This is a genomic window from Gardnerella sp. DNF01198P, assembly GCF_049244165.1.
GTDB classification, from domain to species: Bacteria; Actinomycetota; Actinomycetes; order Actinomycetales; family Bifidobacteriaceae; genus Bifidobacterium; species Bifidobacterium swidsinskii.
This window is the reverse complement of sequence record NZ_CP058382.1, coordinates 1,069,405-1,092,088: the sequence shown is the minus strand read 5'-3', so window position 1 is coordinate 1,092,088 and position 22,684 is coordinate 1,069,405. Positions and strand designations below refer to the sequence as shown.

The following is a 22,684-nucleotide window of genomic DNA, read 5'->3' as shown; positions in this document are numbered from 1 at the left end:
GAAGTTTACTATGCCAAAACGTACTGATATTAAGTCGGTTATGGTAATTGGTTCCGGCCCGATTGTTATTGGTCAGGCTGCAGAGTTTGATTATTCCGGAACGCAGGCTTGCCGAGTTCTTCGCGAAGAAGGCATTCGCGTAATTTTGGTCAACTCTAACCCGGCTACGATTATGACCGACCCGGAACTTGCGGACGCAACATATATTGAGCCAATTGACACTTCGATTTTGGAGCGAATTATTGCAAAGGAGCGTCCGGATGCGCTTCTTCCAACGCTTGGTGGTCAAACTGCACTTAATGCTGCAATGGATTTGGGTCGTGCAGGAATCCTAGAAAAATATAACGTTGAGCTTATTGGCGCTTCTTTGGAAGCAATCGACCGCGGCGAAGACCGAGAGCTTTTCAAAAAAGTCGTTGAAAAAGCCGGAGCTGAGTCAGCAAAATCCTTTATTGCTCACTCGATTGAAGAAGTAGACAAAATTGTTGAAACTTTAGGATACCCGGTAGTAGTACGTCCAAGCTTCACAATGGGCGGCTTGGGCTCTGGTATTGCTCATAACGAAGAAGAGCTTCACCGCATTGCAGGAGCCGGCATTCACTATTCTCCAACAAACGAAGTGCTTATTGAAGAAGGCATTGAAGGCTGGAAAGAGTTTGAGCTTGAACTTATGCGCGACGCAAAAGATAACGTCGTAGTTGTTTGCCCAATCGAAAACGTCGATCCTGTAGGCGTGCACACTGGCGACTCGATTACAGTAGCTCCTTGCTTTACGCTTACCGACCGAGAGTATCAAAAGATGCGCGATATCGGTATCGCTATTATTCGAGGCGTTGGCGTCGATACCGGCGGTTGCAATATTCAGTTCGCAATCAACCCTCAAACTGGTCGCATTATCGTAATCGAAATGAACCCGCGTGTGTCTCGTTCTTCCGCGCTCGCATCTAAAGCAACTGGCTTCCCAATTGCAAAAATCGCAACGAAACTTGCTTTAGGCTACACTTTGGATGAAATTCAAAACGATATTACGCGTTCAACTCCTGCAAGCTTCGAGCCAACAATCGACTATGTTGTAACGAAGATTCCGCGCTTTGCTTTCGAAAAGTTCCCAGGAGCAGACACCACGCTTACAACTTCTATGAAGTCGGTTGGCGAAGCAATGGCTTTGGCTGGAAACTTCCAGGAATCCCTTGGAAAAGCAATGCGCTCAATCGACAAGCGTCACGCGTGCTTTAGCTGGGATGGCGAGCGTCCAAGCAAGGAAGAAGTTAATAAGCTTCTTGAAGAAATGCATACTCCAACCGAGCATCGCTACTTGCAAATCCAGCGCGCGCTTTGGGGTGGAGCAACGCCAGATCAAATTTTTGTAGCAACAAAAATCGACCCTTGGTTTGTAGAGCAGCTGGCTCAAATTAACGAAACTGCGCTCGCAGTTCGTGAAGCTGAAACCTTAACTCCTAAAGTTTTGAAGCGTGCTAAGCTTGCTGGTCTTTCGGACGTGCAGATTGCGCATTTGCGTAATCTTGGCGACGAAGGCGAAAACATGGTTCGTGAGCTTCGTTGGGCTTACGGTTTGCGCCCTGTTTACAAGACTGTTGACACTTGCGCAGCTGAGTTCGACGCAGCAACTCCGTACTACTATTCTTGCTACGCTGACGAAAGCGAGTTGAAGAAGCGCGATCGCGAAGCTGTGATTATCCTTGGCTCTGGTCCAAACAGAATCGGCCAGGGTATTGAGTTTGATTACACTTGCGTTCACGCTGTTCAGGAATTGGGCAAGGATTACGACACCATTATGGTTAATTGCAATCCTGAAACAGTTTCTACAGATTACGACATGTCTGACCGCCTTTACTTTGAGCCTCTTACTTTCGAAGATGTGCTTGAAATTTACGAAGCAGAAAAGAAGCTTGGACCTGTTAAGGGCGTGATTGTGCAGCTTGGTGGCCAAACGCCACTTTCGCTTGCTGCTCGTCTTAAAGCTGCAGGAGTTCCAATTTTGGGAACGACTCCTGAGGCTATCGATTTGGCTGAAAATCGTGAGCTTTTCGGCGAAGTTCTTCGTCAAGAAGGCATGAACGCTCCTCGATACGGCACAGCTTTAAGCCTTGAGGAAGCAAAAGATGCAGCTCACGCAATCGGCTACCCAGTTCTTGTGCGTCCAAGCTACGTACTCGGCGGTCGCGGAATGGAGATTGTGTACGACGACGCTCAGCTTGCAAAGTATGTTGATCGCGCATTGGATGAAGCTCGAGCAGACACTGTTGTTTCTGGCCGCTTGCCTTCGCCGCTTTTGATTGATAAGTTCCTTCAGGACGCTATTGAAATTGATGTTGACGCGCTTTACGACGGCAACGAGCTTTATATTGGCGGCATTATGGAGCATGTTGAGGAAGCTGGCGTGCACTCTGGTGACGCTGCTTGTACTCTTCCTCCAAGCACGCTTTCGGACGATCAAATTCGCCGCCTTCGCGAAGGCACGCTTTCGATTGCGCGCGGCTGCTCAGTTCGCGGTCTGATTAACGTGCAGTACGCTTTTATGGCAAACACTTTGTATGTAATTGAAGCAAATCCTCGAGCGTCTCGTACTGTTCCGTTTGCTTCTAAAGCTACTGGTGTTGCTCTTGCTAAAGCTGCTGCTCGAATTATGGCTGGTGAAACAATTGCACAGCAGCGCAAGCGTGGACTTCTTCTTCCGCAAGGCGATGGTGGTGATATTCATCCAGGTCAGCAAGTTGCTATTAAAGCTTCTGTGCTGCCGTTCAAGCGTTTCCGCACTCCTGTTGGTCGTACGGTTGATATTTTGCTCGGACCAGAAATGCGTTCTACCGGCGAAGTTATGGGCTTCGATCGTGACTTCCCACATGCTTTTGCTAAGAGCCAGCTTGCAGCATACAAGGGTGGTTTGCCTACCAGCGGCAACGTGTTTGTGTCTGTAAGTGATGCAGATAAGCGTCAACTTCCGCTTCTTGCAGTGCGATTAGTGGAGCTTGGTTTTACGATTTGGGCTACTGAAGGTACAGCTTCTGTGCTTCGTCGTTATGGTATTGATTCCGTGATTGTCGATAAGCTTTCTAGTCAGGGCGACACGGCGAAGGATATGCCAAATAGTGAGAAAGCACATGAAAGAATCGGTAAGAATGTTGTAGAGCTTATCGAAAATGGTAAGATTGATATGGTATTGAATACGCCGAATTCAAGGGGATCGCGCACTGATGGTTATGCCATTCGTGCAGCAGCTGTAGCAGCTGATCTTCCGCAATTCACTACTATTACCGAATTCGCACCAGTATTAATGGCTATTGAAGCTGTTAAGAACAACGATTATCAGGTGATGAGCATACAAGAACATGCTCAGCAGTTGTTTGCAATTGAACAGGCAGAAAGTCAAGAAAGTCGGGCTTAATACATGACCGAGAGCATTCGTGATCAAGAAGTGCAGGCGCAACGATCCGATTTTGGTTTGCGTTTGAAGAACGCTATGGCAAAATATGGACCATTGTGTGTTGGAATCGATCCTCATCGCAAAATGCTGCTTAATTGGGGATACAACATGGATGCTCTTGGAGCTGAACTTTTTTCTATGCGCATGCTGCAAGCTATGAATGGTAGGGCAGCGGCAGTTAAATTCCAATCCAGCATGTTTGAGCGCTATGGTTCTAAGGGTTTCGCAGCGCTTGAGCGTGTGCTGTATGCCGCTCGTCAAATGGATATTATTACTATTGTTGATTGCGGTCATGGAGGATTGTCTACTACTATTTCTGCGCTTGCAGACGCATATTTTAAGCCTGGAGCTCCGCTTCTTGCTGATGCTATTACTTTGCTTCCTTATTATGGTGCACGTTCTATGGGCGGCTTAATTAACGAAGCTCTTAATAACGGTCGCGGTGTTTTTATTGCGTCTCTAACTTCTAATCGCGAAGGCGCAAGTTTGCAAACTGCTATTAGGCAAAGCGGAACTTACCGCGGAACTACTGTAGCTCACGGAATTGCTCAAACGGCTCAAAGTTTTAACAATAAAACTAAAGGAATGGGTTCTGTTGGTTTAATTGTTGGAGCGACTATTGGCGACTGGATGAACGGTGGTGGAATTGACGTAACCAGTTTTACTGGTCCAATTCTTTCTCCTGGTTATGGGTGGCAAGGTGCAGAAGCTGACGATTTAAAGCGTGTTTTTGCTGGTACACATGGTAATGTATTGGTAACTGTTTCGCGTTCGATTGCGTCGCATGGTCCAAATATTGGTGAACTTTCGGCTGCAACTGAACGCATAGCATTGGATATTCGTCAGGCTCTTGTTGATTCAGGCGAATGTGTGTAAACGAGAGGTAAACAAATGGGTGCCACGGATGAGACTGCAGTTTCGCAGTCTAGACGTCGATTAATCGTATTAACGGGTCCTACTGCGGCTGGTAAAGGCACAGTAGAAGGCATACTTCGTGAGAAGCATCCACATATTTGGCTATCTGTTTCTGCTACCACTCGTGCGCCTAGACCTGGTGAATTTAATGGTATTCACTATTGGTTCTTAGATGAAGAAGAATTTGAGCGTCGTAAGCGTAATGGCGAATTCTTGGAAACTGCGCTGGTTCATGGCATGGCTCATTATGGCACCCTTCTTCAGCCTGTTTTGGATCATCTTACGCAAGATATTCCTACTTTGTTGGAAATAGATTTGCAAGGAGCTAGGCGTGTAAAACAAGAGGCAGCTCGTCTTGGATTAGAAGTCGTGTACGTGTTCATTGCGCCTCCGAGCTTTGAAGAGCTTAAGCGTCGTCTTATTGGTCGTGGTACTGAAACTCCTGAGCAGCAAGCAAAACGTTTGGAAACCGCTAAAGTTGAGATTGCTGCAGCTAAAGAGTTTGATGTTGTTATTGTGAACGATAATGCTGAGCGTGCCGCAGATGAACTGTGGAATGTTATTGCAAGCGAATACGACTTATAGTTAAAACTTACGCAATATCCAATCGATAGCATATAATAAGCCTTTTGGAACTATTGTGGCACCATAGAATTTGGAGAATATTATGGCATTAGGCACTCAGCCAACACCTACTGGTCTTGCGAATCCACCGATTGATGATTTAATGCAACATGCGGATTCCAAGTATGCGCTTGCCTTATTTGCTGCAAAACGAGCACGTCAAATTAATGCTTATTTTACTCAGCTTAATGAAGGTTTGCTTCAAAATGTTGGCCCACTAGTTGAGTATCAAAATCAAGAAAAGCCTTTAGCTATTGCTTTCCGCGAAATTAATGCTGGATTGCTTGAAGAGACTCTTGGTGAGGACGATTTAAGCGAAGGTAATTAATAAGCCTTGCTAATAAACGTCTTTATGGGTATTCGCAGTCGCGTATCATCCGTGCTCAATAAAGCGGATGCACGGCTGCGTTTTTCACTTTATTTAGCCTGTATTTAGCCTTATCGACTATAAACGTAAGGGGGAAATGTGGAAGAACGTAAATTAATTTCTGCAGAATCTGTAACTGAAGGTCATCCTGACAAGTTATGCGATCAAATTGCTGACGCTATATTGGACGATATGCTTCGTCAGGATTCTCATGCGCATGTTGCTGTAGAGGTTTGTGCTTCCGTTGGTCAGTTTGTGGTTTTTGGCGAAGTGCGTGGTGAAGTTTATAGCGATATTCCGGGAATCGTGCGTCAAGTTGTTCGTAATGTTGGCTACACGAGCTCCACAATTGGTCTTGATGCTGATTCTTGTGGTGTTATGGTTTCTTTAACTGAGCAAAGTGCAGAAATTAATCAAGGTGTTGCTAGGTTGGATGCTTCTTGCGAGAGTGCATCTTCTCGTGAGGAGCACTACGCTGCTCAAGGTGCAGGCGATCAAGGTGTTATGTTTGGTTACGCTAGCGACGAAACAGATACTTTAATGCCTTTGCCGATTTATCTTGCTCATCGTTTAGCTCAAAAGCTTGCTAAAGTTCGTAAAGATGGCACTGTTGCGCATTTGCGTCCAGATGGGAAAACTCAAGTAACGATTGAGTATGATTCAAAAGGATTGCCTAAACGTTTGGATACTGTGCTTATTTCTACTCAGCATGACCCAGAAGTTTCTAGAGACTGGTTACAAGATCAGCTTGTTGAACATGTTGTTAATCCTGTGTTGGACGAAGTTCTTGCTCAAAAAGTTGCGCACGATTCGTACCGTATGCTTGTAAACCCTACTGGCTCCTTCGTTTTGGGAGGTCCTGCAGCTGATTCGGGCTTAACTGGTCGAAAAATTATTGTTGACACTTATGGTGGTGCTGCTCATCATGGTGGTGGAGCTTTTTCCGGTAAGGATCCTAGCAAAGTTGACCGTTCTGCAGCTTATGCAGCTCGCTGGGTTGCAAAAAATATTGTGGCAGCTGGTTTAGCTCATAAGGCAGAAGTTCAAGTTGCTTATGCTATTGGTATTGCTGATCCTGTAAGCGTAAACGTAGAAACTTTCGGAACTGAAGCTGAAGGTATTACGCGTGCAGATATTGCGCGTGCTGTGCGTGAAGTATTTGATTTGCGTCCAGCTGCGATTATTGATGAGCTTAACTTGCTTAAGCCAATTTATGCTCCAACCGCAGCTTATGGTCATTTTGGTCGTACGGATGTCAAATTCCCTTGGGAAGAAACGAATCGTATTGAGCAATTGAAAGATGCGCTAAAAAAGTAGTTTTATTGATAAATTTTGCTGTAAAATAACAGTAATTATGTGATGTAATTCAAGTAAAACTAAGGGTTATTTATGGCAGAGCAACCTTCGCTAGACGGCTTAGCGCGTAAAACAAGACGTAAGCGCAATGCTGTTTCTCTAGTGCCTGCTAATGAATGCCCTATTGCGCATGTGATGCTTGATGTTCAAGCTTCACATTTAGGTCGTACTTTTGATTACTTGATATCGCAAGATCAAGATGAATCTGCTCAGCCTGGGGCGTTTGTACGCGTTCGTTTTGGAGCACAAAAGCTCACTGGAGTTATTTGGTCTCGTTCTTCGCATACAGACACCCCTCATACTGCTTTAAGATTTTTAGAGCGCGTGTTTCCTTCAGATGTTTTGCTTTCTAAATCTTTGCGAGACGATATTGACGCCATAGCTAAAGCTTATGGTGGAACTAGCTCAAATATTTTGCGTCTTGCTGTGCCTCAACGCGTAGCTCGTGTTGAGCATGAGGAAGTTTTTGACAACATACGCTTGCAACGCAGAAAACAGTGGCGTGAAAATCTTAAGAAGCGTTTGCAAAACGATAACAATACAAACCCAGGTTACGCTACAACTTCTCGCATGATTTATGATTACGAAAATGCAAATATTTTATACAATGCATTAATCAAAAAATCTATTGACGCAAGTTTTAGTGAAAATAAAACAGAAAATCAATTAGTCAAGCAAGCAGAAAATAATTCTTCTCAATCTTTTATTGTAGACGCTTTACCAGGTTCTTGCCGACTTGCACAAGATTTAGCGTGGATGATTGTCACTGCTTTAAGCGCGTGTAAGCAAGCTGTTGTAGTTTTGCCGACGCTAAGAGAAGTAAATGATGTAATGCGCGCGCTAATGGTTTACGGATTAAAGCCATATAAGCGCGTCAGTGAGAATCATCGTGGTTTTTCTGCTGGAAGTTTTGATGGCGATGTTGCTCGACTTTGTGCTGCGGATCCTCCAGCTGATAGATATAGAGCTTGGCGTGCAATCGCGTCCGGAATAGTTCCTTGCGTTCTTGGCACTAGAGCTGCAATGTATGCTCCAGTTGAGGGAGATGCTTTATTTGCGATTGTTGAAGATTGCGCGTACCAATATGCTGATGGCATGATGCCGTATGCTCAAGCGCGTGGCGTTATGCGGCTTCGTGCGAAAAGGCATGGCGGCGTATTTGTGTCAATGTCGTATTCCAGAAGCGCGCTTAGTCAAAGTGAAGTAGACTGCTATATGTCGAATGCGCAAGATGCGCAAGGTGAGCAATCCGTTCAAACTACTAAAGTTATTCAAACTACTCAATCTGCTAAAACTGCTGAAACAATAAGCGGATCTAGCATCCCTGTAAGTGCGAGTAGACTTGCTCGCGAAAAGTTAGTTCCGTGGGTTCGTTGGCTTAATCGTGAAGCTTTATTGAAATTAGCTGACCCAAGTATTGGCGCTCGCATACCGCATAGCGCAGTAAGAGCTATTAATGATGCTCTTTCGGATGGTAAGCCTGTGCTGCTTTCTATTGCGCAAGATGGCGTGACGCAATCGGCTATATGCTCTTCTTGCAAACGTCAAGCGCGCTGTAGACGATGTACCGGGCCTCTCGATGTTGCAAATAGTCAGCAAACAGCACGTTGCTCGTGGTGTGGTGCTAGTGCAATAAATTGGTCTTGTTCTAATTGTGGCAGTAGCAATATGCGAGTTATACAAGTTGGCGCTGCTGGTGTTGCAGAAGAATTATCTAAACTATTTCGCAACGTGCCTATTATTATTTCGTCACAACACCAACCGAACGGAATTATCCAGTGTATTGATGAAAAACCTGTAATTGTTGTTGCAACTCCTGGATGTGAGCCTCGCGTACAAACGCAAGACGCAAATTGTAACGGAGAATATGGTGTTGTAGCAATACTCGATACGTGGGTAAGTTTGTACGCTTCGGGGCTTGATGCGCGAATAGATACACTTAATTCGTGGATGAAAGCTTCTGCTTTATGTGCTCCTAGAGCGCGCGGAGGAAGTGTGCTTTTGATTGGCGAAACGTATCCTGTTCTTGCGCGTGCGCTTACATTGTGGGATACGACTCAACTTTCTTGCAATGAGCTTTCAGAAAGAGCTCAAGCAATATTGCCGCCTTGTGTAACTGCAGCATGCGTATGGGGTGCTCGTGATGCGGTTATGCGTGCGCTTGAAAACATTGGTGCAATGCAAGAAAATCTTGGGTGCGAAAGTAGTCAAGATGCTGATTTTTCAGCAATTTCTCCATTATTAGGAATTGTTCCAATGCATCCGCCTGTTACAGACAGATACCAGCATTTTGACGATATTTACGACCGTGTAAAAGCTGTAGTAAGAGTTCCGCTTTATTTAAGACAAGAATTAGTGAACCGATTGCACAAGGAAGTAGCTCGTCACGTAGCAACACGTGCTGCAGGAGAGTTGCGTTTTTGTGTTGATCCAAAAGATTTATTAGCGTACTAACTTACTAATAGGGGAGAGAAAAATGTTAAAAACATATCATTGCGCAGTTTTGGGAGATCCTATTTCGCATTCGCTGTCTCCTGTGCTTCACAACACGGCTTATAAGGTTTTAGGTCTTACAAATTGGCAATATAGTAAGGAAAAAGTAAGCGAAACAGAGCTTCGCGATTTTATTGCGCATCTTGACGATTCTTGGAAAGGCTTAAGCCTTACTATGCCGCTTAAAAAAACCGTAATGAAACTCGGTACACCTTGCGACTACTGGTCGCGCGCGCTTAACGTGGCAAATACTGCAGTTTTTACTAGCAACCCAGCAACCGCTTCGCAATCGCAAATAAAGCTATACAACACTGACGTAAGTGGCATATTAATAACATTTATGCAAGCATTACATGAGCGCATATGCGAAGTAAAAAAGGCTGTTATTATTGGCAGTGGCAACACTGCGTCCTCTGCATTGGCAGCTTTAATTGAAATTGCGCAAGTAGCAAAGCTTGAGCAAGTGCAAGTTGTTGCTAGAACTGAAGATGACGGTAGTGTAAAAGGCGTTGAACGTTTTAATAATCTTATACAAAAGTATTGCGCTGATTTTCCAAATAAAATAAGCATAGGTCAAAATAATAAAAGCGAAGAAAATGACGCTATGTATGAGCCTGTGCAAGGTATTGAGTTCCCAACAATAAGCGAAGAAGTATTTTCAAAATTTGCAGACTATAGCGCAGAAAAATTGAGTGCAGAAAAATTGTCAGAATGTGATAAATCTCTCATTTTGAAATCTTTAAATTCACTCGAAGCTGTTCGTGCAATCGCAGAAGCAGACATAGTCATAAGCACAGTTCCAGCGCATGTAGCAGATCCAATTGCGCTTGCGTTGAAAGCGTACTGTCAAGATAGTGCGAATAATCAAACGAAATTAGGAACATTGCTTGACGTAGTTTACGATCCTCGCCCAAGCATGCTACTTAGTGTATGGCAACAATACGGTTGCGCTATTGGCGGAGAAGAAATGCTTTTGCAACAAGCTTTAGCACAAGTAAGTCTTATGACGATTGAGTACAGGCAATCTAAAGAAAATTTTGGGAATTGTGCTAAGACTGGCGCTGAGGATTGTGCTGAGACTGGTTCTGAGCTTGGTTATAAACCTAGTGCTGACAAGGCTAGATATTACGATGACTTAAGTAGTCTCATGCGAAAAGCCTTACAGGAGGCATTATGAGCGATAATACGCAACATACTACGCAAAGTGATGTGCAACGTGATGCGCAACATACTACGCAACGTTCCGCGTCGACTAGTATGCAACTATCTGACAGATTTGAAGTTATGCTAATTACAGGCATGAGCGGAGCTGGGCGCTCGCACGCTGCTAACGCGTTGGAAGATATGGGATGGTATGTTATCGATAATCTTCCGCCAAAACTGCTCATACCGCTAGTAGATATGATGACTTCATCCGGTTCTAAAGTGCATAAGCTTGCTGCTGTTATTGACGTGCGTTCTAGAGGATATTTCGACGACCTGTTTGCAGTTCTTGCGCATATTGATGACCTTGGTGTAAAAACGCGAATTCTGTTTCTAGATGCTTCAGATGCTGTGCTTATCAAGCGTTACGAGTCTGTGCGTAGACCGCATCCTTTGCAGCGCGGTGGCAGACTTATTGACGGTATTCTAGAAGAGCGAGAGCTGCTCAGTCATCTGAAAGATTGCGCAAATATTATTATCGATACTTCTGCACTTAGTATTCACCAACTTTCTACAAAGCTTTACGAAGGATTGCTTGGAAAAGGCTCTTCTACTGTTTCTGTGCATATTTTCAGCTTTGGATTTAAATACGGCATGCCAATGGACGCTGATTTTGTTGCCGATATGCGATTTTTGCCGAATCCTTTCTGGGTTCCTGAATTAAGGGAGCTTACAGGTAAGGATCAAGCTGTGCAAGATTATGTTTTATCGAATTCTGCGGCAATTACATTCTTAGATTCTTACGAAAATGCGCTTCTTACAGCTATCGACGGATTCGCTAAAGAAGACAAGCATTACGTGACTATTGCTGTAGGATGTACTGGCGGTCAGCATCGTTCTGTTGCCGTAAGTATTGAGCTTGCTAGACGTTTGAGATTGCACGGTTTGCAAGTTACAGTATCTGCAAGAGAGCTACAGAGAAGATCATAGTAAGTGGAGAAGTAAAGTAGCAAAAAGTAAAGTAGTGAAATGCGATTATGAAACTAATCAATTAAAATTAATTAAAAAATTAAATAAAAATTGTGTAAATTATATAAAATATAAAAAATCTTGTACTAAAAGCATGTAAAGCATGTGCAAAAACCGGTAAAATGTCCAACGTATTCTGTATCACAGAAAGCCGGGCATGTCGTGTGCCACAGCATCATGCAAGTACCCAACAGCACTCATATTTTAAGAAGAACAAAAGTAGGAGGTTGTCCCTTGGCTCTTCTTGACGACGTCAAAAATGAACTCGTTTCAAACAACAATGAGCTCCCGACTGTCATTATGGCTCAAGCTGCAGCAATGATGCGCTTTGCTGGCGGCTTAAGGCCAGTAAATAATCAAGCTGTTATTCGCGCTCAGTTGGATTCTCAGCGCGCAGCTCAGTGGCTTGTTGAGGTATTGAAAACTTATTTCCAGAGGGAAGCAACAATTGCTCAAGTTTCTCGGCAAACTCCTACGGGCACTGTAGTTCGCTATGACGTGGTAGTTGAGCGTGGTGCTGCAGCACTGGCTTTGCAATCTGGTCTTCTTGATCGACGTATGAGAATTGTTGCAGGTCTTGCACCTGAGATTGTTGGTGGAAGTATCGCCCAAATCAAAGCAGCTTGGCGTGGTGCTTTCTTGGCTCACGGTGCTATTTCCGACCCTGGCAAAGCTAGCTATTTGGAAGTTGTTTGCCCAACTCATGAGGCTGCAAATGCTTTGCAAACTATGGCGGCGCGACTTGGCATTAGCGCCAAGGCTCGTCAGGTTCGTAGCTCTGAGCGAGTGACGTTGCGCGATTCTGACGCAATTGAGCGAATGTTGATTTTGATTGGTGCTCCTCGTTCTGCTCGCGAATGGACCGGTAAGCGTTCGGACGGTGAAGCTCGCGGAAAAGCAAACCGTTTGGCTAATTTTGACGATGCGAATATGCGTCGTAGTGCTAAGGCTGCTGCTGAGGCATGCGAAAAGGTTCGTCACGCATTCGATATTTTGGGCGACGATATTCCAGATAATTTGTTGATGGCTGGAAAGCTTCGTCTTGAGCATAGCGACGCAAGTTTGGAAGAGCTTGGTCACTTGGCTGATCCTCCTATTACAAAGGATGCGATTGCAGGGCGAATTCGTAGACTTTTGCAGCTTTCAGCGAAGGTTGAGAAGTCGCGTATGCAGCAGCTTTAATGCTGATTTTGCGTGATTATTGCAGAGTTAATTTTTTAATTGCGTGAGTTGTTTTTTACTTCTCGCGCTTTTTTGTTTGCAATATTCTTGAGTATCGTCTATGAGTTTTGTAACTGATTTAGTTTTTTGGTTTTGACGAGGCTAGAAAATTTGTGTTTGCACTTATAGCGCTCGTACACTTTGCGTGTACTCGCTGCTGAGCTTGCGTTGAAAGCACACCGTGCTTTCAACTTGAGCAAGCTCACGCTCCGAGTTGCCTTCGCGCGCTACGCTTTAAGCGCTTCGGCAGGTCGTCGCGCCCAGTCCTTCGTCGCTTTGGCTGTTAGAGGTTTTGCTGTCTGCTTTGTTCTTAAGGAATGTTGCTTCCTCAGTCCTCTTTTAGTGCTCGTAAAGAAATTCCCCCCAAACTCTGCGTGCTAATTCGTTAATAACCGTGTCTATCGCAGAGATTTTTCGATTTTTCTTCTTCGCTTGGCGAATCAGCAGCCTGCGGCTCTGACGTTCGCCGCGCTCAGTGCGAAAAATCTCAAATCTCTACCACACTAATATTCGTACTTCTCAAGCAACACCCACCCCTCACTACTAGTAAAACCGCTAGTGTTCTGTGGTGTGGTAGTAGTGCTTAGCGTGGTGTGTGCAGCAGCGCAAATGCTAGTGTTTTTTTAAGCAATAAATACTCAACGTCAGCAGAGCAATAATGCTAAAGTTCACTAATCAATAAATAATCGCCGTCCGCAAAGCAATACTGCAAAGCTTCAGACGCAACGTTTGCAAAGCGCAACTGCAAAGCTACAAAACCACTTTTCGCAGAAGCATTACTGCAAAGCTACAGACGCAACGTCAGCAGAGCACTGGTGCAAAGCTGCGTTGTTCATAGGGATTGTTGAAGATGTGCGGTATAATTGCACCCGGCAATGTGTTGATGTTTGAGGCTGATTTTGCGTTTTGTTGAACGAAGTAAGCCGGCACGGTAAGCCAGTATGTAAGTCAAATATGGTAAGCCAATATGGTTTGGAAAGGATACCAATGAAGACACTGAAAGATTTGGGAGATTTGAGTGGTAAGCGCGTATTGGTTCGCGCTGATTTTAACGTTCCTCTCAAGGGTACGACGATTACTGATGATGGTCGTATTCGTGCTGCTTTACCAACCATTAAGGCTTTGCGTGAGCAGGGTGCTAAGGTGATTTTGATGGCTCACCTTGGTCGTCCAAAGGGTCAGGTTGTTTCAGAGCTTTCCTTGGCTCCAGTTGCGCAGCGTTTGGGTGAATTGCTCGGCACAAATGTTGTTTTGGCTGCAGACACTTACGGCGAAGATGCTCAAGCTAAGGTAGCTGCCATGAATAATGGCGACGTTGTTTTGCTTGAAAATGTGCGCTTCAACGCGGAAGAAACCAGCAAGGATGCTTCCGAGCGCGCAGCTTACGCTAAGAAGATTGCTTCTCTTGGCGAAGTATTTGTTTCCGACGGCTTTGGTGTTGTGCACCGCGCTCAGGGTTCAAATTACGATGTTGCTGCCGATCTTCCAGCAGCTGCAGGCTTGCTTGTTGAGAAGGAAGTTAAGGCACTTTCTCGCGCAACTGAAAACCCAGAGCGTCCTTTGACTGTTGTTCTCGGCGGCTCTAAAGTTTCCGACAAGCTCGGCGTTATTGAAAACTTGCTTTCTAAGGCTGATCGTCTTGTTATTGGCGGCGGTATGGTGTTCACATTCCTCAAGGCTTTGGGTAACGAAGTTGGTACTTCTTTGCTTGAAGAGGATCAACTCGAGAAGGTTAAAGGATACATTGAAACCGCTAAGAAGAACGGCGTTGAGCTTGTGCTTCCAACCGATATTGTTGTGAACGCTGGCTTCCCAGCAGGGGATACTCCAGTTGCTCCAGAAGTAGTTCCAGCAGACGCTATTCCTGCAGACAAGATGGGCTTGGATATTGGTCCTGACTCTCAGAAGCTTTTCCACGACAAGATTGTTGACTCCAAGACTGTTGTTTGGAACGGTCCTATGGGTGTGTTCGAGGTTCCAGAGTTTGCAGCCGGTACTCGCGCTGTAGCCCAGGGCTTGGTCGATGCAACTAAGAACGGCACTTTCACTATAGTCGGCGGTGGTGATTCTGCTTCTGCAGTGCGCAATCTTGGATTCCCAGAAGATGGCTTCTCGCACATTTCTACTGGCGGCGGCGCTTCTCTCGAGTTCTTGGAAGGCAAGACTCTTCCAGGTTTGAGTGTGCTTGAGTAAGTAATATTGCTTGAGTAAGTAATATTTACGCGAGCAAGTATAAACTAAATATTTTCGCTTATGCCGACTTTCGATTTTATGAATCCGCTTTGTAAATCGAGGTCGGCATAACACTAATTTGCGCAATACTATTAATCTCAATCGTAAATTTTTAAGGGTGATTATGGTTTCCAAAAGAAAGCCGTTAGTCGCTGGTAATTGGAAAATGAATTTCAATCACCGCGAAGCTACGCATTTTATACAAAAATTTGCGTGGCTACTGCGTGACGCGCATTACGACTATCACGATTGTGAAATTGCACTTATGCCTTCTTTTACTTCAATAAGAAGCGTGCAAGTTCTTGTTGAGTCTGACCATTTGCCAATATTGTACGGAGCTCAAGCTGTTTCTGTTACTGCTCAAGGTGCTTTTACTGGTGATGTTTCTGCAGATATGCTTGCAAGTCTTGGATGTTCAATGGTTATTGTTGGTCATTCTGAAAGACGCAAGTATCATCCTGAAGATGATGCAAATATAGTTGATCAAGTTCGAGCTGTTCTTGCCGCAGGAATGCAGCCAATTCTTTGCGTTGGTGAAAGTCTTAAAGAACGTCAACAGGGTGTTGCGCTCGATTTTGCTGTAGGGCAAGTGCATGATGTAACGCGCGATTTAGACGCGAAGCAAGCTAAGCGTTTAATTATTGCGTACGAGCCAGTTTGGGCAATTGGTACTGGTATGGTTGCCACTGCTAATTCAGCTCAGGAAGCTGCATTGGCTATTCGTGAAGACTTGCGCGTTACGTTCGGTGACGATGTTGCAGATACTGTCCGTATTCTTTACGGCGGATCTGTAACTTCTTCTAATGCTTCAAGTCTTATCGCGGAGCCAGATGTCGATGGATTCTTAATTGGTGGCGCTTCTCTTGATGCGCAAGAACTTGCTAATATTGTGCGACTAACGGCTGCGCAAACACGTTTAGAGACTAAATAAGCTTAAGCGGTCAAAGGTTATTATTAAACTTAATCGGGTACTGTAAAACAGGAGGTTGGTTGTGTCCACTGTGAAGATTATTTTGCAGGTGTTGCTTGTGCTCACTAGCATTTTGCTCACATTGTTAATTTTGATGCACAAGGGCAAGGGCGGCGGCCTTTCCGACATGTTCGGCGGCGGTTTAACGAAGAACGCTGGTAGCTCTGGTGTTGCAGAAAAGAACTTAAATCGTTGGACGGTTATTATAGCGTTGATTTGGGTGGCTGTTATTGTTGCCTTGAACCTTATGACTAAGTTCTCACTTATCTAAGTATTCTTTTAAGCGCATAGTCGAAAGATTGCGCGCTTTTTATTTTATAAATCAAAATTTATGGGCTTGTGTGTGATCTTGCGTACGCGCTTGCATTTGTGCGATTTACAAATTCATTATGCACATTAAAAATAGTGGGTAACTATAATGCTTCGTTTTTCTCCTTCTTTAGTAATTGCTGATCTTGACGGCACAATGCTTCACGATTCCGATACTTTTGAAGGCCGCTTTTTAAGCAGCGAAACTGTGCAGGCTGCTGAGCGTTTGCACGAATCTGGTATTCCGCTTGCTATTATTACGGCTCGTCCTGTTGGAAGCGCTTTTGATTTTGTTCACGATTTAAAAGCTCAAGTTTGCGCGTATCTCAATGGTGCGCTTATTGATTTTGATTGTGTTCACAGCACTATTTCTGAACTTACTTCGCAGCGAAGCATTGATACTCTTACTCGCTTTGGTTTTGACTCTAATCTTGCTGCTGATGTTTGCCTGCGATTGCTTGATAAAATACCTACGCTCCGTCTTGGTATTGTGATGAACGACGTTCGTTACACTAATTTTGATGTTCGTATGCTTTGGAACGAGCAGGATTTTATTATTACCGATTTTTCTAATGTTCCGAGTGGCATTGCAGACAAGATTATTATTGTTCCTCGAGAGAGTGAGAAGGAAAAACTTCAGAGCATTCTTCCAAGCGATTTTTCATTGCATATTAGCGAAGACGTGTTGTGGATGCTCACGAATCCTCTTGCAAACAAAGGACACGCGCTGAACGTTATTTGCGATCGTTTGGGCGTAAAGACGAGCCGCACAGTTGTTTTTGGCGACGATATTATTGACATCGACATGTTCCGTGCTGGTGGTTATGGGGTAGCGGTGGCGAATAGTAATCCGCGTTTGCTTGCGATTGCGGACGAAGTTTGCGATTCCAACAATGACGACGGTGTTGCCAGCTGGCTTCAAAACGAATTGCTCTAGCGGTTTATTGCAATCATCATAATCGGACGCAAATAGCAGTAAATCGGACGCGTTCTACAGAATACGGACGTTTAGGCAAAATTTACGGACGTTTTCTTGTTTTTTGGACGCAAAACAAGTAGAATCGGACGAAAAGGATGTAAAATCGGACGCAAAAAATATTTTTAAGCTTTAAAATGTCCGATTTTAAATGCAAATATAAATACAAACTTAACTAAAAACGATATTGCAACAAACCTAACTTACGAAGCGAGACTGCAATGTTCAATATAAATTCGCTGTCTTTACTAAGAGAGAGTAATCAATTAGAAGCGAAAGCGGCTTCAAACGGTACGCCGAGAAGTATGTGGGAAACGTATTGTGCTTTTGCTAATACGAATGGTGGAACTATCTTGCTGGGTGTAGGCGAAGATGCTCAGCATAATTTACAGCTTGTTGGCGTAAATAACCCTGAACATATGGTAAAAGATATTTGGGATACGCTAAATAATAAGAATAAAATTAGTTCGAATATTCTTATTGAAGAAAATATTTCTATTGAACAGATGGATGATAACAAATCTATTATTCGCATAACCGTTCCAAGAGCAAATCGTTCTGATAAACCGATTTATATTAATGGAAATCCTATAGGCGGTACGTATCGTCGTAATTTCGAAGGCGACTACAAATGTTCGCAAGAAGAGTATCAAGCGATGGTCAGAGACAATGGTTCGAGCGTAAATTCTATGGATCAATCTCCACTGTTGCAACACAGTGTTGACGATTTTGATATGGAGACTGTGCGCTCTTACCGCAATATGCTAAGTGCAGTGCGTCCTCAACATCCTTGGCTTACGCTTGATACAGATGAATTTCTTATGAGAATCGGAGCGTTAGCAAAAGACGAGTCGAATAAATTGCATCCTACTCGATCGGGTCTTTTAATGTTTGGTCAGGAGTGGTGCATTATTACGGAATTTCCGTACTATTTTCTCGACTACAGAGAAATTACCAATGCTGATAGTAGGTGGAGTCATAGGATTGTCAGCTCGGATGGTTCGTGGAGTGGAAATCTTTATGATTTTTGGAGTATTGTATGGCAGCGTCTTTCTCGTAAAATTGATGTACCATTTTTGCTTAATTCGCAGTCATTACGAGTTGATGATACTCCGTTGCATATGGCAGTTAGAGAAGCCCTTGCAAACACGTTGATTCATGCTGATTATTATATGCGAGGTAATACTGTTATTACATATAATGATGCTGTGAGTACTGATGTTGATGGTTCTTCACAATCTTCTATAGAAACAAATAGCGCAAATGATGGTTTTAAGCTTTCTTTTGCAAACCCGGGTTGCTTACGTATGCCTGTAGAAGTGGCTTTAGCTGGAGGTTTTTCTGATTCTCGGAATCCAGCACTGCTTAAAATGTTCGCGCTGATTTCTGTTGTTGAACGTGCTGGAAGCGGATTTGATGCTATGAGAGCTGGTTGTGATTGGGCTGGAATACGCTATCCAATGTTAAGTGAGTCCTTTAATCCAGACCGTACTACTCTTGAATTTTTTGTAAGCGATAAGAATAACTTTGTATCTGGTTCTTCAAAAAACAAAACTGAACTTAATGCTAATTCATTGAATTTAGTGAACGGTACTTATAATTCAGAACTTACTACAAATTCACTTTCGCAAGATTCTAATAACTCGCATAAACGTATGAGCGTTGACGATTGCTATAAAAAGATTATTGAAGCAGTACATAATCATGGAACAATAAAGCGTGAGCAAGTGCAAAATATTCTTAACGTGGGTAGTACCAAGGCTAAGCAATTGTTATCTGATTTAGTTAGTAGAGGAGATATTTCAGTTTGTGGAAAAGGTCGAGCTACTACCTACGTTTTTAACCGCAGTTAAACAAAAACCGCACATGTGTGAATTAATCGCTTATGCACGAAACTCGCGTGCGCTATCGTAACGTTTTAACCAAATCTCGCTGGCAAACTCTTTCTGGCAAGTAATCACCGTTATTTTCTCAGTTGGTTAATCTGCTTGAGTGCTCCAATTGTAGGGAGTTTTCCTCTCGTTTGGAGTGCTCCGCAAACAAAAACCGCACATGTGTGAATTAATCCACGAACATGTGCGGTTTATGTTTATTTATTACTGATTAATCAAATCAGGCGTTTACGCGATCGATGCCGGACTGCACGTCAGCAATCACGGAATCCCAAGACTTGATGAAGGCGGCAACACCGTCGGCCTCAAGCTTGTCGGTAACGTCCTTAATGTTGATGCCAAGCTCAGCAAGCTTGTTCATAACAGCGTGGCTCTCTTCGTAAGTGCCCTTAACGGAAGCAGCGCCGTTGCCGTGATCAGCAAGAGCGTTCAAAGTCTTTTCTGGCATGGTGTTCACAACATGCTCAGCAACCAACTCGTCAACGTACTTGCAGTCGGAGTAAGCTGCGTTCTTGGTGCCGGTAGAAGCCCAAAGTGGACGCTGCTTCTTAGCGCCCTTAGCTTCAAGAGCAGCCCAACGTGGGTCAGCTGCGAACTTCTTTTCGAAGAGTTCGTAAGCCAAGCGAGCGTTAGCAACAGCAGCCTTGCCTTCAAGAGCCTTAGCTTCATCGGAGCCGTTAGCTTCGAGGAGCTTGTCAACAGCGCTATCAACGCGGGAGACGAAGAAGGAAGCTACGGAACCAATGTGCTTCAAGTCGTGGCCGTTAGCATCTGCCTGAGCAATACCTTCGATGAAGGCGTCGATAACCTGCTCGTAGCGCTCGAGGGAGAAGATCAAGGTTACGTTCACAGAAATACCCTTAGCAAGGGTAGCGGTGATAGCTGGAAGACCTTCCAAAGTTGCTGGAATCTTAATCATAACGTTTGGACGATCAACCTTTGCCCAAAGCTCTTCAGCCTGCTTCTCAGTGTTAGCAGTATCGTGAGCCAAGCGTGGGTCAACTTCGATGGAGACGCGGCCGTCAACGAAGTCGGTCTTTTCAGCGATCTCGCGGAAGATATCGGTTGCGTTACGAACGTCGGTGGTGGTCAACTCGCGGATAGCGGTTTCAACGTCGACCTTGCCGAGTTCCTTAAGCTGTGCATCGTATGGGCCAACCTGGCTCAAAGCCTTCTGGAAGATGGATGGGTTGGTGGTAACGCCAACAACATTCTTATTAGCAATCAAATCCTGCAAAGAGCCGGACTCAATGCGGGTACGGGACAAATCGTCCAACCAAATAGAAACGCCGGAATCGCTGGTGCGCTGCGTTGCTTCAGTCATGTTATCTCCTTAACACTGTGCTCCACCAATTGGGGCACGTCGGTATTTTGGCGTTTTTACAAGAAACAGCGGTTGATGTCGAACCAACGGTAGCTCGGCATCAACACGCCATCGCTGTCTCTTGTGAAGTGTTTCGTTAGCACTTCTAGTTTTGTGACATATCAATTTTATTTTGATACATCAAGCTTTATTTTGCTTACTTGCTTTTTGTCAAGCTATCTTAGGCGCGAGCTTCTTCGATAGAAGCCTTAGCAGCTTCTACTACGTGCTCAGCAGTAATGCCCAAGTCAATCATGTTCTGACCGCCGTCACCCTGCAAGCCGTACTGTTCGATAGAAACAGCCTTGCCGCAATCGCCAAGATACTTGTACCAAGGCAATGCCAAGCCAGCTTCGATGGAAACGCGAGCCTTGACGGACTTTGGCAAGATTGCTTCCTTGTACTCTTCGTCCTGCTCTTCGAACCATTCGAGAGATGGCATGGAAAGAACGCGAGCCTTAATGCCTTCAGCAGCCAAAGTCTTGGCACCAGCAACAGCCCACTGAACTTCGGAACCGGTTGCCATGATGATTACGTCTGGAGTGCCTTCGCAATCAACCAAAACGTAAGCGCCGTGCTTCACGCCTTCGCGAGCCTTTTCAGCAGTCTCAGCGAGGGTTGGAACGCCTTGGCGGGTCAAAATCATAGCGGTTGGGTAGCTGTTCTTCTTTTCGAAGAAGTAACGGTAAGCTTCAGCAGTTTCGTACTCATCTGCAGGGCGCACAACCTCAAGCTGAGGAATAGCACGGAATGCAGCCAAGTGTTCGATTGGCTGGTGAGTTGGACCATCTTCGCCCAAAGCTACGGAATCGTGGGTCCAAACGTAGAGGTTTGGAATCTCCATCAAAGCAGCCAAGCGAACTGCTGGACGCTCGTAGTCAGAGAACTGGAAGAAGGTGCCGTTGAATGGGCGAGTGTCAGAACCAAGCAAAATACCGTTGGTAATAGCACCCATCGCGAACTCGCGCACACCGAAGTGAAGCTGACGGCCATGCTCGGAAACGTTTGGCCAAGTGCGGGTTGCATCCTCGGATGGACCGAAGGAGTCAGCACCCTTAATGTTGGTGTTGTTGGAGCCGCCCAAATCAGCGGAACCGCCCCAAAGTTCTGGCATAACAGCAGCAATTGCGTTAAGAACTGCGCCGGAAGCCTTACGGGTAGCAACCTTAGAGCCAACTTCGAAGCCAGCAACCAAGTCGTCAATAGCCTTGTCGAAGCCTTCAGGAAGCTTGCCAGCCTTAAGACGCTCGTAAAGAGCAGCCTTATCTGGGTTGGCGGCAGCCCACTTTGCAAGAGCTTCGTCCCAAGCCTTGTGAGCAGCCAAGCCGCGCTCTGCAACCTTGCGAGCGTGAGCCAAAGCTTCTTCGTCGATTGGGAATTGAACTTCTGGGTCGAAACCGCAAAGTTCCTTCAAGCCCTTAACAGCTTCTTCGCCAAGCTTGGAGCCGTGGGAAGCTTCATTGTTAGTCTTGCCTGGGGTTGGCCAAGCAATCAAAGTATTAACCTTAATGAAGTGAGGCTTATCGGTAACTTCCTGAGCCTTTTCAATAGCAGCAGCCAAAGCCTGAACGTCTTCCTTGTAGGAGCCGTCTGGCTGGATGAAGCTAACTTCATCGGTGTACCAACCGTATGCACGGTAACGAGCAAGAATATCTTCAGAGAAGGTGAGCTTAGTGTCACCTTCAATCTGAATGTGGTTTGCATCGAAGATTACAGTCAAATTGCCAAGCTTCTGGTTTCCAGCCAAGGAAGCAGCTTCAGAAGAAACGCCTTCCTCAACGTCGCCTTCGCCGCAGATAACCCAAACCTTGTGATCGAATGGGGAAGTGCCAGCTGGAGCTTCTGGATCAAGAAGACCGCGCTCAAAGCGCTGGCCGTAAGCGAAACCAACAGCAGAAGCAAGACCCTGACCGAGTGGGCCAGTAGTCATTTCGATGCCTGGAGTCAAGCCGTATTCAGGGTGACCTGGAGTACGCGTGTCTGCACCGCCACGGAAATACTTGAGATCGTCAAGAGTCAAGCCGTATCCAGAGAAGAACAACTGCACGTATTGCGTAAGCGAAGCGTGACCGCCAGAAAGAATAAAACGATCGCGGCCAGCCCACTTTGGGTCAGCTGGATCGTGCTTAATGAAATGCTGGTACAATGTGTACGCAATCGGTGCTAATGAAACAGGGGAGCCAGGATGTCCGTGTCCTGCTCGCTCAACAGCATCAGCCGAGAGAACCTTCGCCATTTTTACGGCGCGCTCGTCTAATGCAGACCAGTTGAAATCGGTCATGTGATCTACTTTCCTTCCAATAATCCGGGTTTTTAAGCACAGCTTACGCTGGCTTTTTACCCTCTCAT

The 22,684-nt window shown here is 45.1% G+C and carries 16 protein-coding genes; 14 read left to right on the top strand and 2 right to left on the bottom strand.

The features are described from left to right. Positions 1 to 10 precede the first annotated feature (10 nt). The 14 genes from carB (at position 11) to HXT44_RS04660 (ending at position 18,933) form a co-directional block, all read left to right on the top strand. The gene (gene carB, locus HXT44_RS04725) at positions 11 to 3,406 is read left to right on the top strand and encodes a carbamoyl-phosphate synthase large subunit (RefSeq protein ID WP_076002918.1); all 3,396 of its coding nucleotides are present in this window, start codon (positions 11 to 13) and stop codon (positions 3,404 to 3,406) included. A 3-nt stretch (positions 3,407 to 3,409) separates the two neighbouring features. Beyond that, positions 3,410 to 4,321 (top strand): orotidine-5'-phosphate decarboxylase, encoded by a 912-nt coding sequence (gene pyrF, locus HXT44_RS04720; protein WP_004106386.1) that lies wholly within the window; start codon positions 3,410 to 3,412, stop codon positions 4,319 to 4,321. A 15-nt stretch (positions 4,322 to 4,336) separates the two neighbouring features. Continuing rightward, entirely contained in the window at positions 4,337 to 4,945 is a 609-nt protein-coding gene (gene gmk, locus HXT44_RS04715) for a guanylate kinase (RefSeq protein WP_012914263.1), read from the top strand. A gap of 82 nt (positions 4,946 to 5,027) precedes the next feature. Then, on the top strand, positions 5,028 to 5,312 hold the full coding sequence (gene rpoZ, locus HXT44_RS04710; protein ID WP_004108619.1) for a DNA-directed RNA polymerase subunit omega: 285 nt from the start codon (positions 5,028 to 5,030) through the stop codon (positions 5,310 to 5,312). 138 nt (positions 5,313 to 5,450) lie between these two features. Further along, positions 5,451 to 6,668, top strand: a complete 1,218-nt coding sequence (gene metK / locus HXT44_RS04705) for a methionine adenosyltransferase (protein ID WP_012914262.1) — start codon at positions 5,451 to 5,453, stop codon at positions 6,666 to 6,668. Between the two features lie 72 nt (positions 6,669 to 6,740). Beyond that, on the top strand, positions 6,741 to 9,161 hold the full coding sequence (locus tag HXT44_RS04700; RefSeq protein ID WP_012914261.1) for a primosomal protein N': 2,421 nt from the start codon (positions 6,741 to 6,743) through the stop codon (positions 9,159 to 9,161). A 22-nt stretch (positions 9,162 to 9,183) separates the two neighbouring features. Continuing rightward, complete coding sequence (locus HXT44_RS04695) at positions 9,184 to 10,377, top strand: shikimate dehydrogenase family protein (RefSeq protein ID WP_076002916.1); 1,194 nt, start codon at positions 9,184 to 9,186, stop codon at positions 10,375 to 10,377. A gap of 80 nt (positions 10,378 to 10,457) precedes the next feature. Then, positions 10,458 to 11,333 (top strand): RNase adapter RapZ, encoded by an 876-nt coding sequence (gene rapZ / locus HXT44_RS04690; RefSeq protein WP_100066708.1) that lies wholly within the window; start codon positions 10,458 to 10,460, stop codon positions 11,331 to 11,333. A gap of 273 nt (positions 11,334 to 11,606) precedes the next feature. Then, entirely contained in the window at positions 11,607 to 12,554 is a 948-nt protein-coding gene (gene whiA, locus HXT44_RS04685) for a DNA-binding protein WhiA (protein WP_012914259.1), read from the top strand. Between the two features lie 1,026 nt (positions 12,555 to 13,580). Next, entirely contained in the window at positions 13,581 to 14,786 is a 1,206-nt protein-coding gene (locus tag HXT44_RS04680) for a phosphoglycerate kinase (RefSeq protein WP_102155099.1), read from the top strand. A gap of 163 nt (positions 14,787 to 14,949) precedes the next feature. Next, positions 14,950 to 15,756, top strand: coding sequence for a triose-phosphate isomerase (gene tpiA / locus HXT44_RS04675; protein WP_064340411.1), 807 nt, complete (start codon positions 14,950 to 14,952; stop codon positions 15,754 to 15,756). A gap of 61 nt (positions 15,757 to 15,817) precedes the next feature. Further along, on the top strand, positions 15,818 to 16,066 hold the full coding sequence (secG, locus tag HXT44_RS04670; protein ID WP_004119067.1) for a preprotein translocase subunit SecG: 249 nt from the start codon (positions 15,818 to 15,820) through the stop codon (positions 16,064 to 16,066). 147 nt (positions 16,067 to 16,213) lie between these two features. Beyond that, positions 16,214 to 17,041, top strand: coding sequence for an HAD hydrolase family protein (locus HXT44_RS04665; protein ID WP_421782603.1), 828 nt, complete (start codon positions 16,214 to 16,216; stop codon positions 17,039 to 17,041). A 260-nt stretch (positions 17,042 to 17,301) separates the two neighbouring features. After that, positions 17,302 to 18,933, top strand: a complete 1,632-nt coding sequence (locus HXT44_RS04660; RefSeq protein ID WP_012914255.1) for an RNA-binding domain-containing protein — start codon at positions 17,302 to 17,304, stop codon at positions 18,931 to 18,933. Positions 18,934 to 19,192: 259 nt separating this feature from the next. Here the strand turns inward: HXT44_RS04660 and tal are convergent, their stop codons facing one another. Together tal and tkt are read right to left on the bottom strand one after the other, a co-directional pair. Next, on the bottom strand, positions 19,193 to 20,296 hold the full coding sequence (gene tal, locus HXT44_RS04655) for a transaldolase (protein ID WP_012914254.1): 1,104 nt from the start codon (positions 20,294 to 20,296) through the stop codon (positions 19,193 to 19,195). Between the two features lie 220 nt (positions 20,297 to 20,516). Then, complete coding sequence (gene tkt / locus HXT44_RS04650; protein WP_004108651.1) at positions 20,517 to 22,616, bottom strand: transketolase; 2,100 nt, start codon at positions 22,614 to 22,616, stop codon at positions 20,517 to 20,519. Positions 22,617 to 22,684 lie beyond the last annotated feature (68 nt).

Bases quoted from the DNA above. Each gene is read 5' to 3' on its own strand.
- carB (WP_076002918.1), top strand. From the start codon at position 11: ATGCCAAAACGTACTGATATTAAGTCGGTTATGGTAATTGGTTCCGGC.
- pyrF (WP_004106386.1), top strand. From the start codon at position 3,410: ATGACCGAGAGCATTCGTGATCAAGAAGTGCAGGCGCAACGATCCGAT.
- gmk (WP_012914263.1), top strand. From the start codon at position 4,337: ATGGGTGCCACGGATGAGACTGCAGTTTCGCAGTCTAGACGTCGATTA.
- rpoZ (WP_004108619.1), top strand. From the start codon at position 5,028: ATGGCATTAGGCACTCAGCCAACACCTACTGGTCTTGCGAATCCACCG.
- HXT44_RS04700 (WP_012914261.1), top strand. From the start codon at position 6,741: ATGGCAGAGCAACCTTCGCTAGACGGCTTAGCGCGTAAAACAAGACGT.
- HXT44_RS04695 (WP_076002916.1), top strand. From the start codon at position 9,184: ATGTTAAAAACATATCATTGCGCAGTTTTGGGAGATCCTATTTCGCAT.
- rapZ (WP_100066708.1), top strand. From the start codon at position 10,458: ATGCAACTATCTGACAGATTTGAAGTTATGCTAATTACAGGCATGAGC.
- HXT44_RS04680 (WP_102155099.1), top strand. From the start codon at position 13,581: ATGAAGACACTGAAAGATTTGGGAGATTTGAGTGGTAAGCGCGTATTG.
- tpiA (WP_064340411.1), top strand. From the start codon at position 14,950: ATGGTTTCCAAAAGAAAGCCGTTAGTCGCTGGTAATTGGAAAATGAAT.
- HXT44_RS04665 (WP_421782603.1), top strand. From the start codon at position 16,214: ATGCTTCGTTTTTCTCCTTCTTTAGTAATTGCTGATCTTGACGGCACA.
- HXT44_RS04660 (WP_012914255.1), top strand. From the start codon at position 17,302: ATGTTCAATATAAATTCGCTGTCTTTACTAAGAGAGAGTAATCAATTA.
- tal (WP_012914254.1), bottom strand. From the start codon at position 20,296: ATGACTGAAGCAACGCAGCGCACCAGCGATTCCGGCGTTTCTATTTGG.
- tkt (WP_004108651.1), bottom strand. From the start codon at position 22,616: ATGACCGATTTCAACTGGTCTGCATTAGACGAGCGCGCCGTAAAAATG.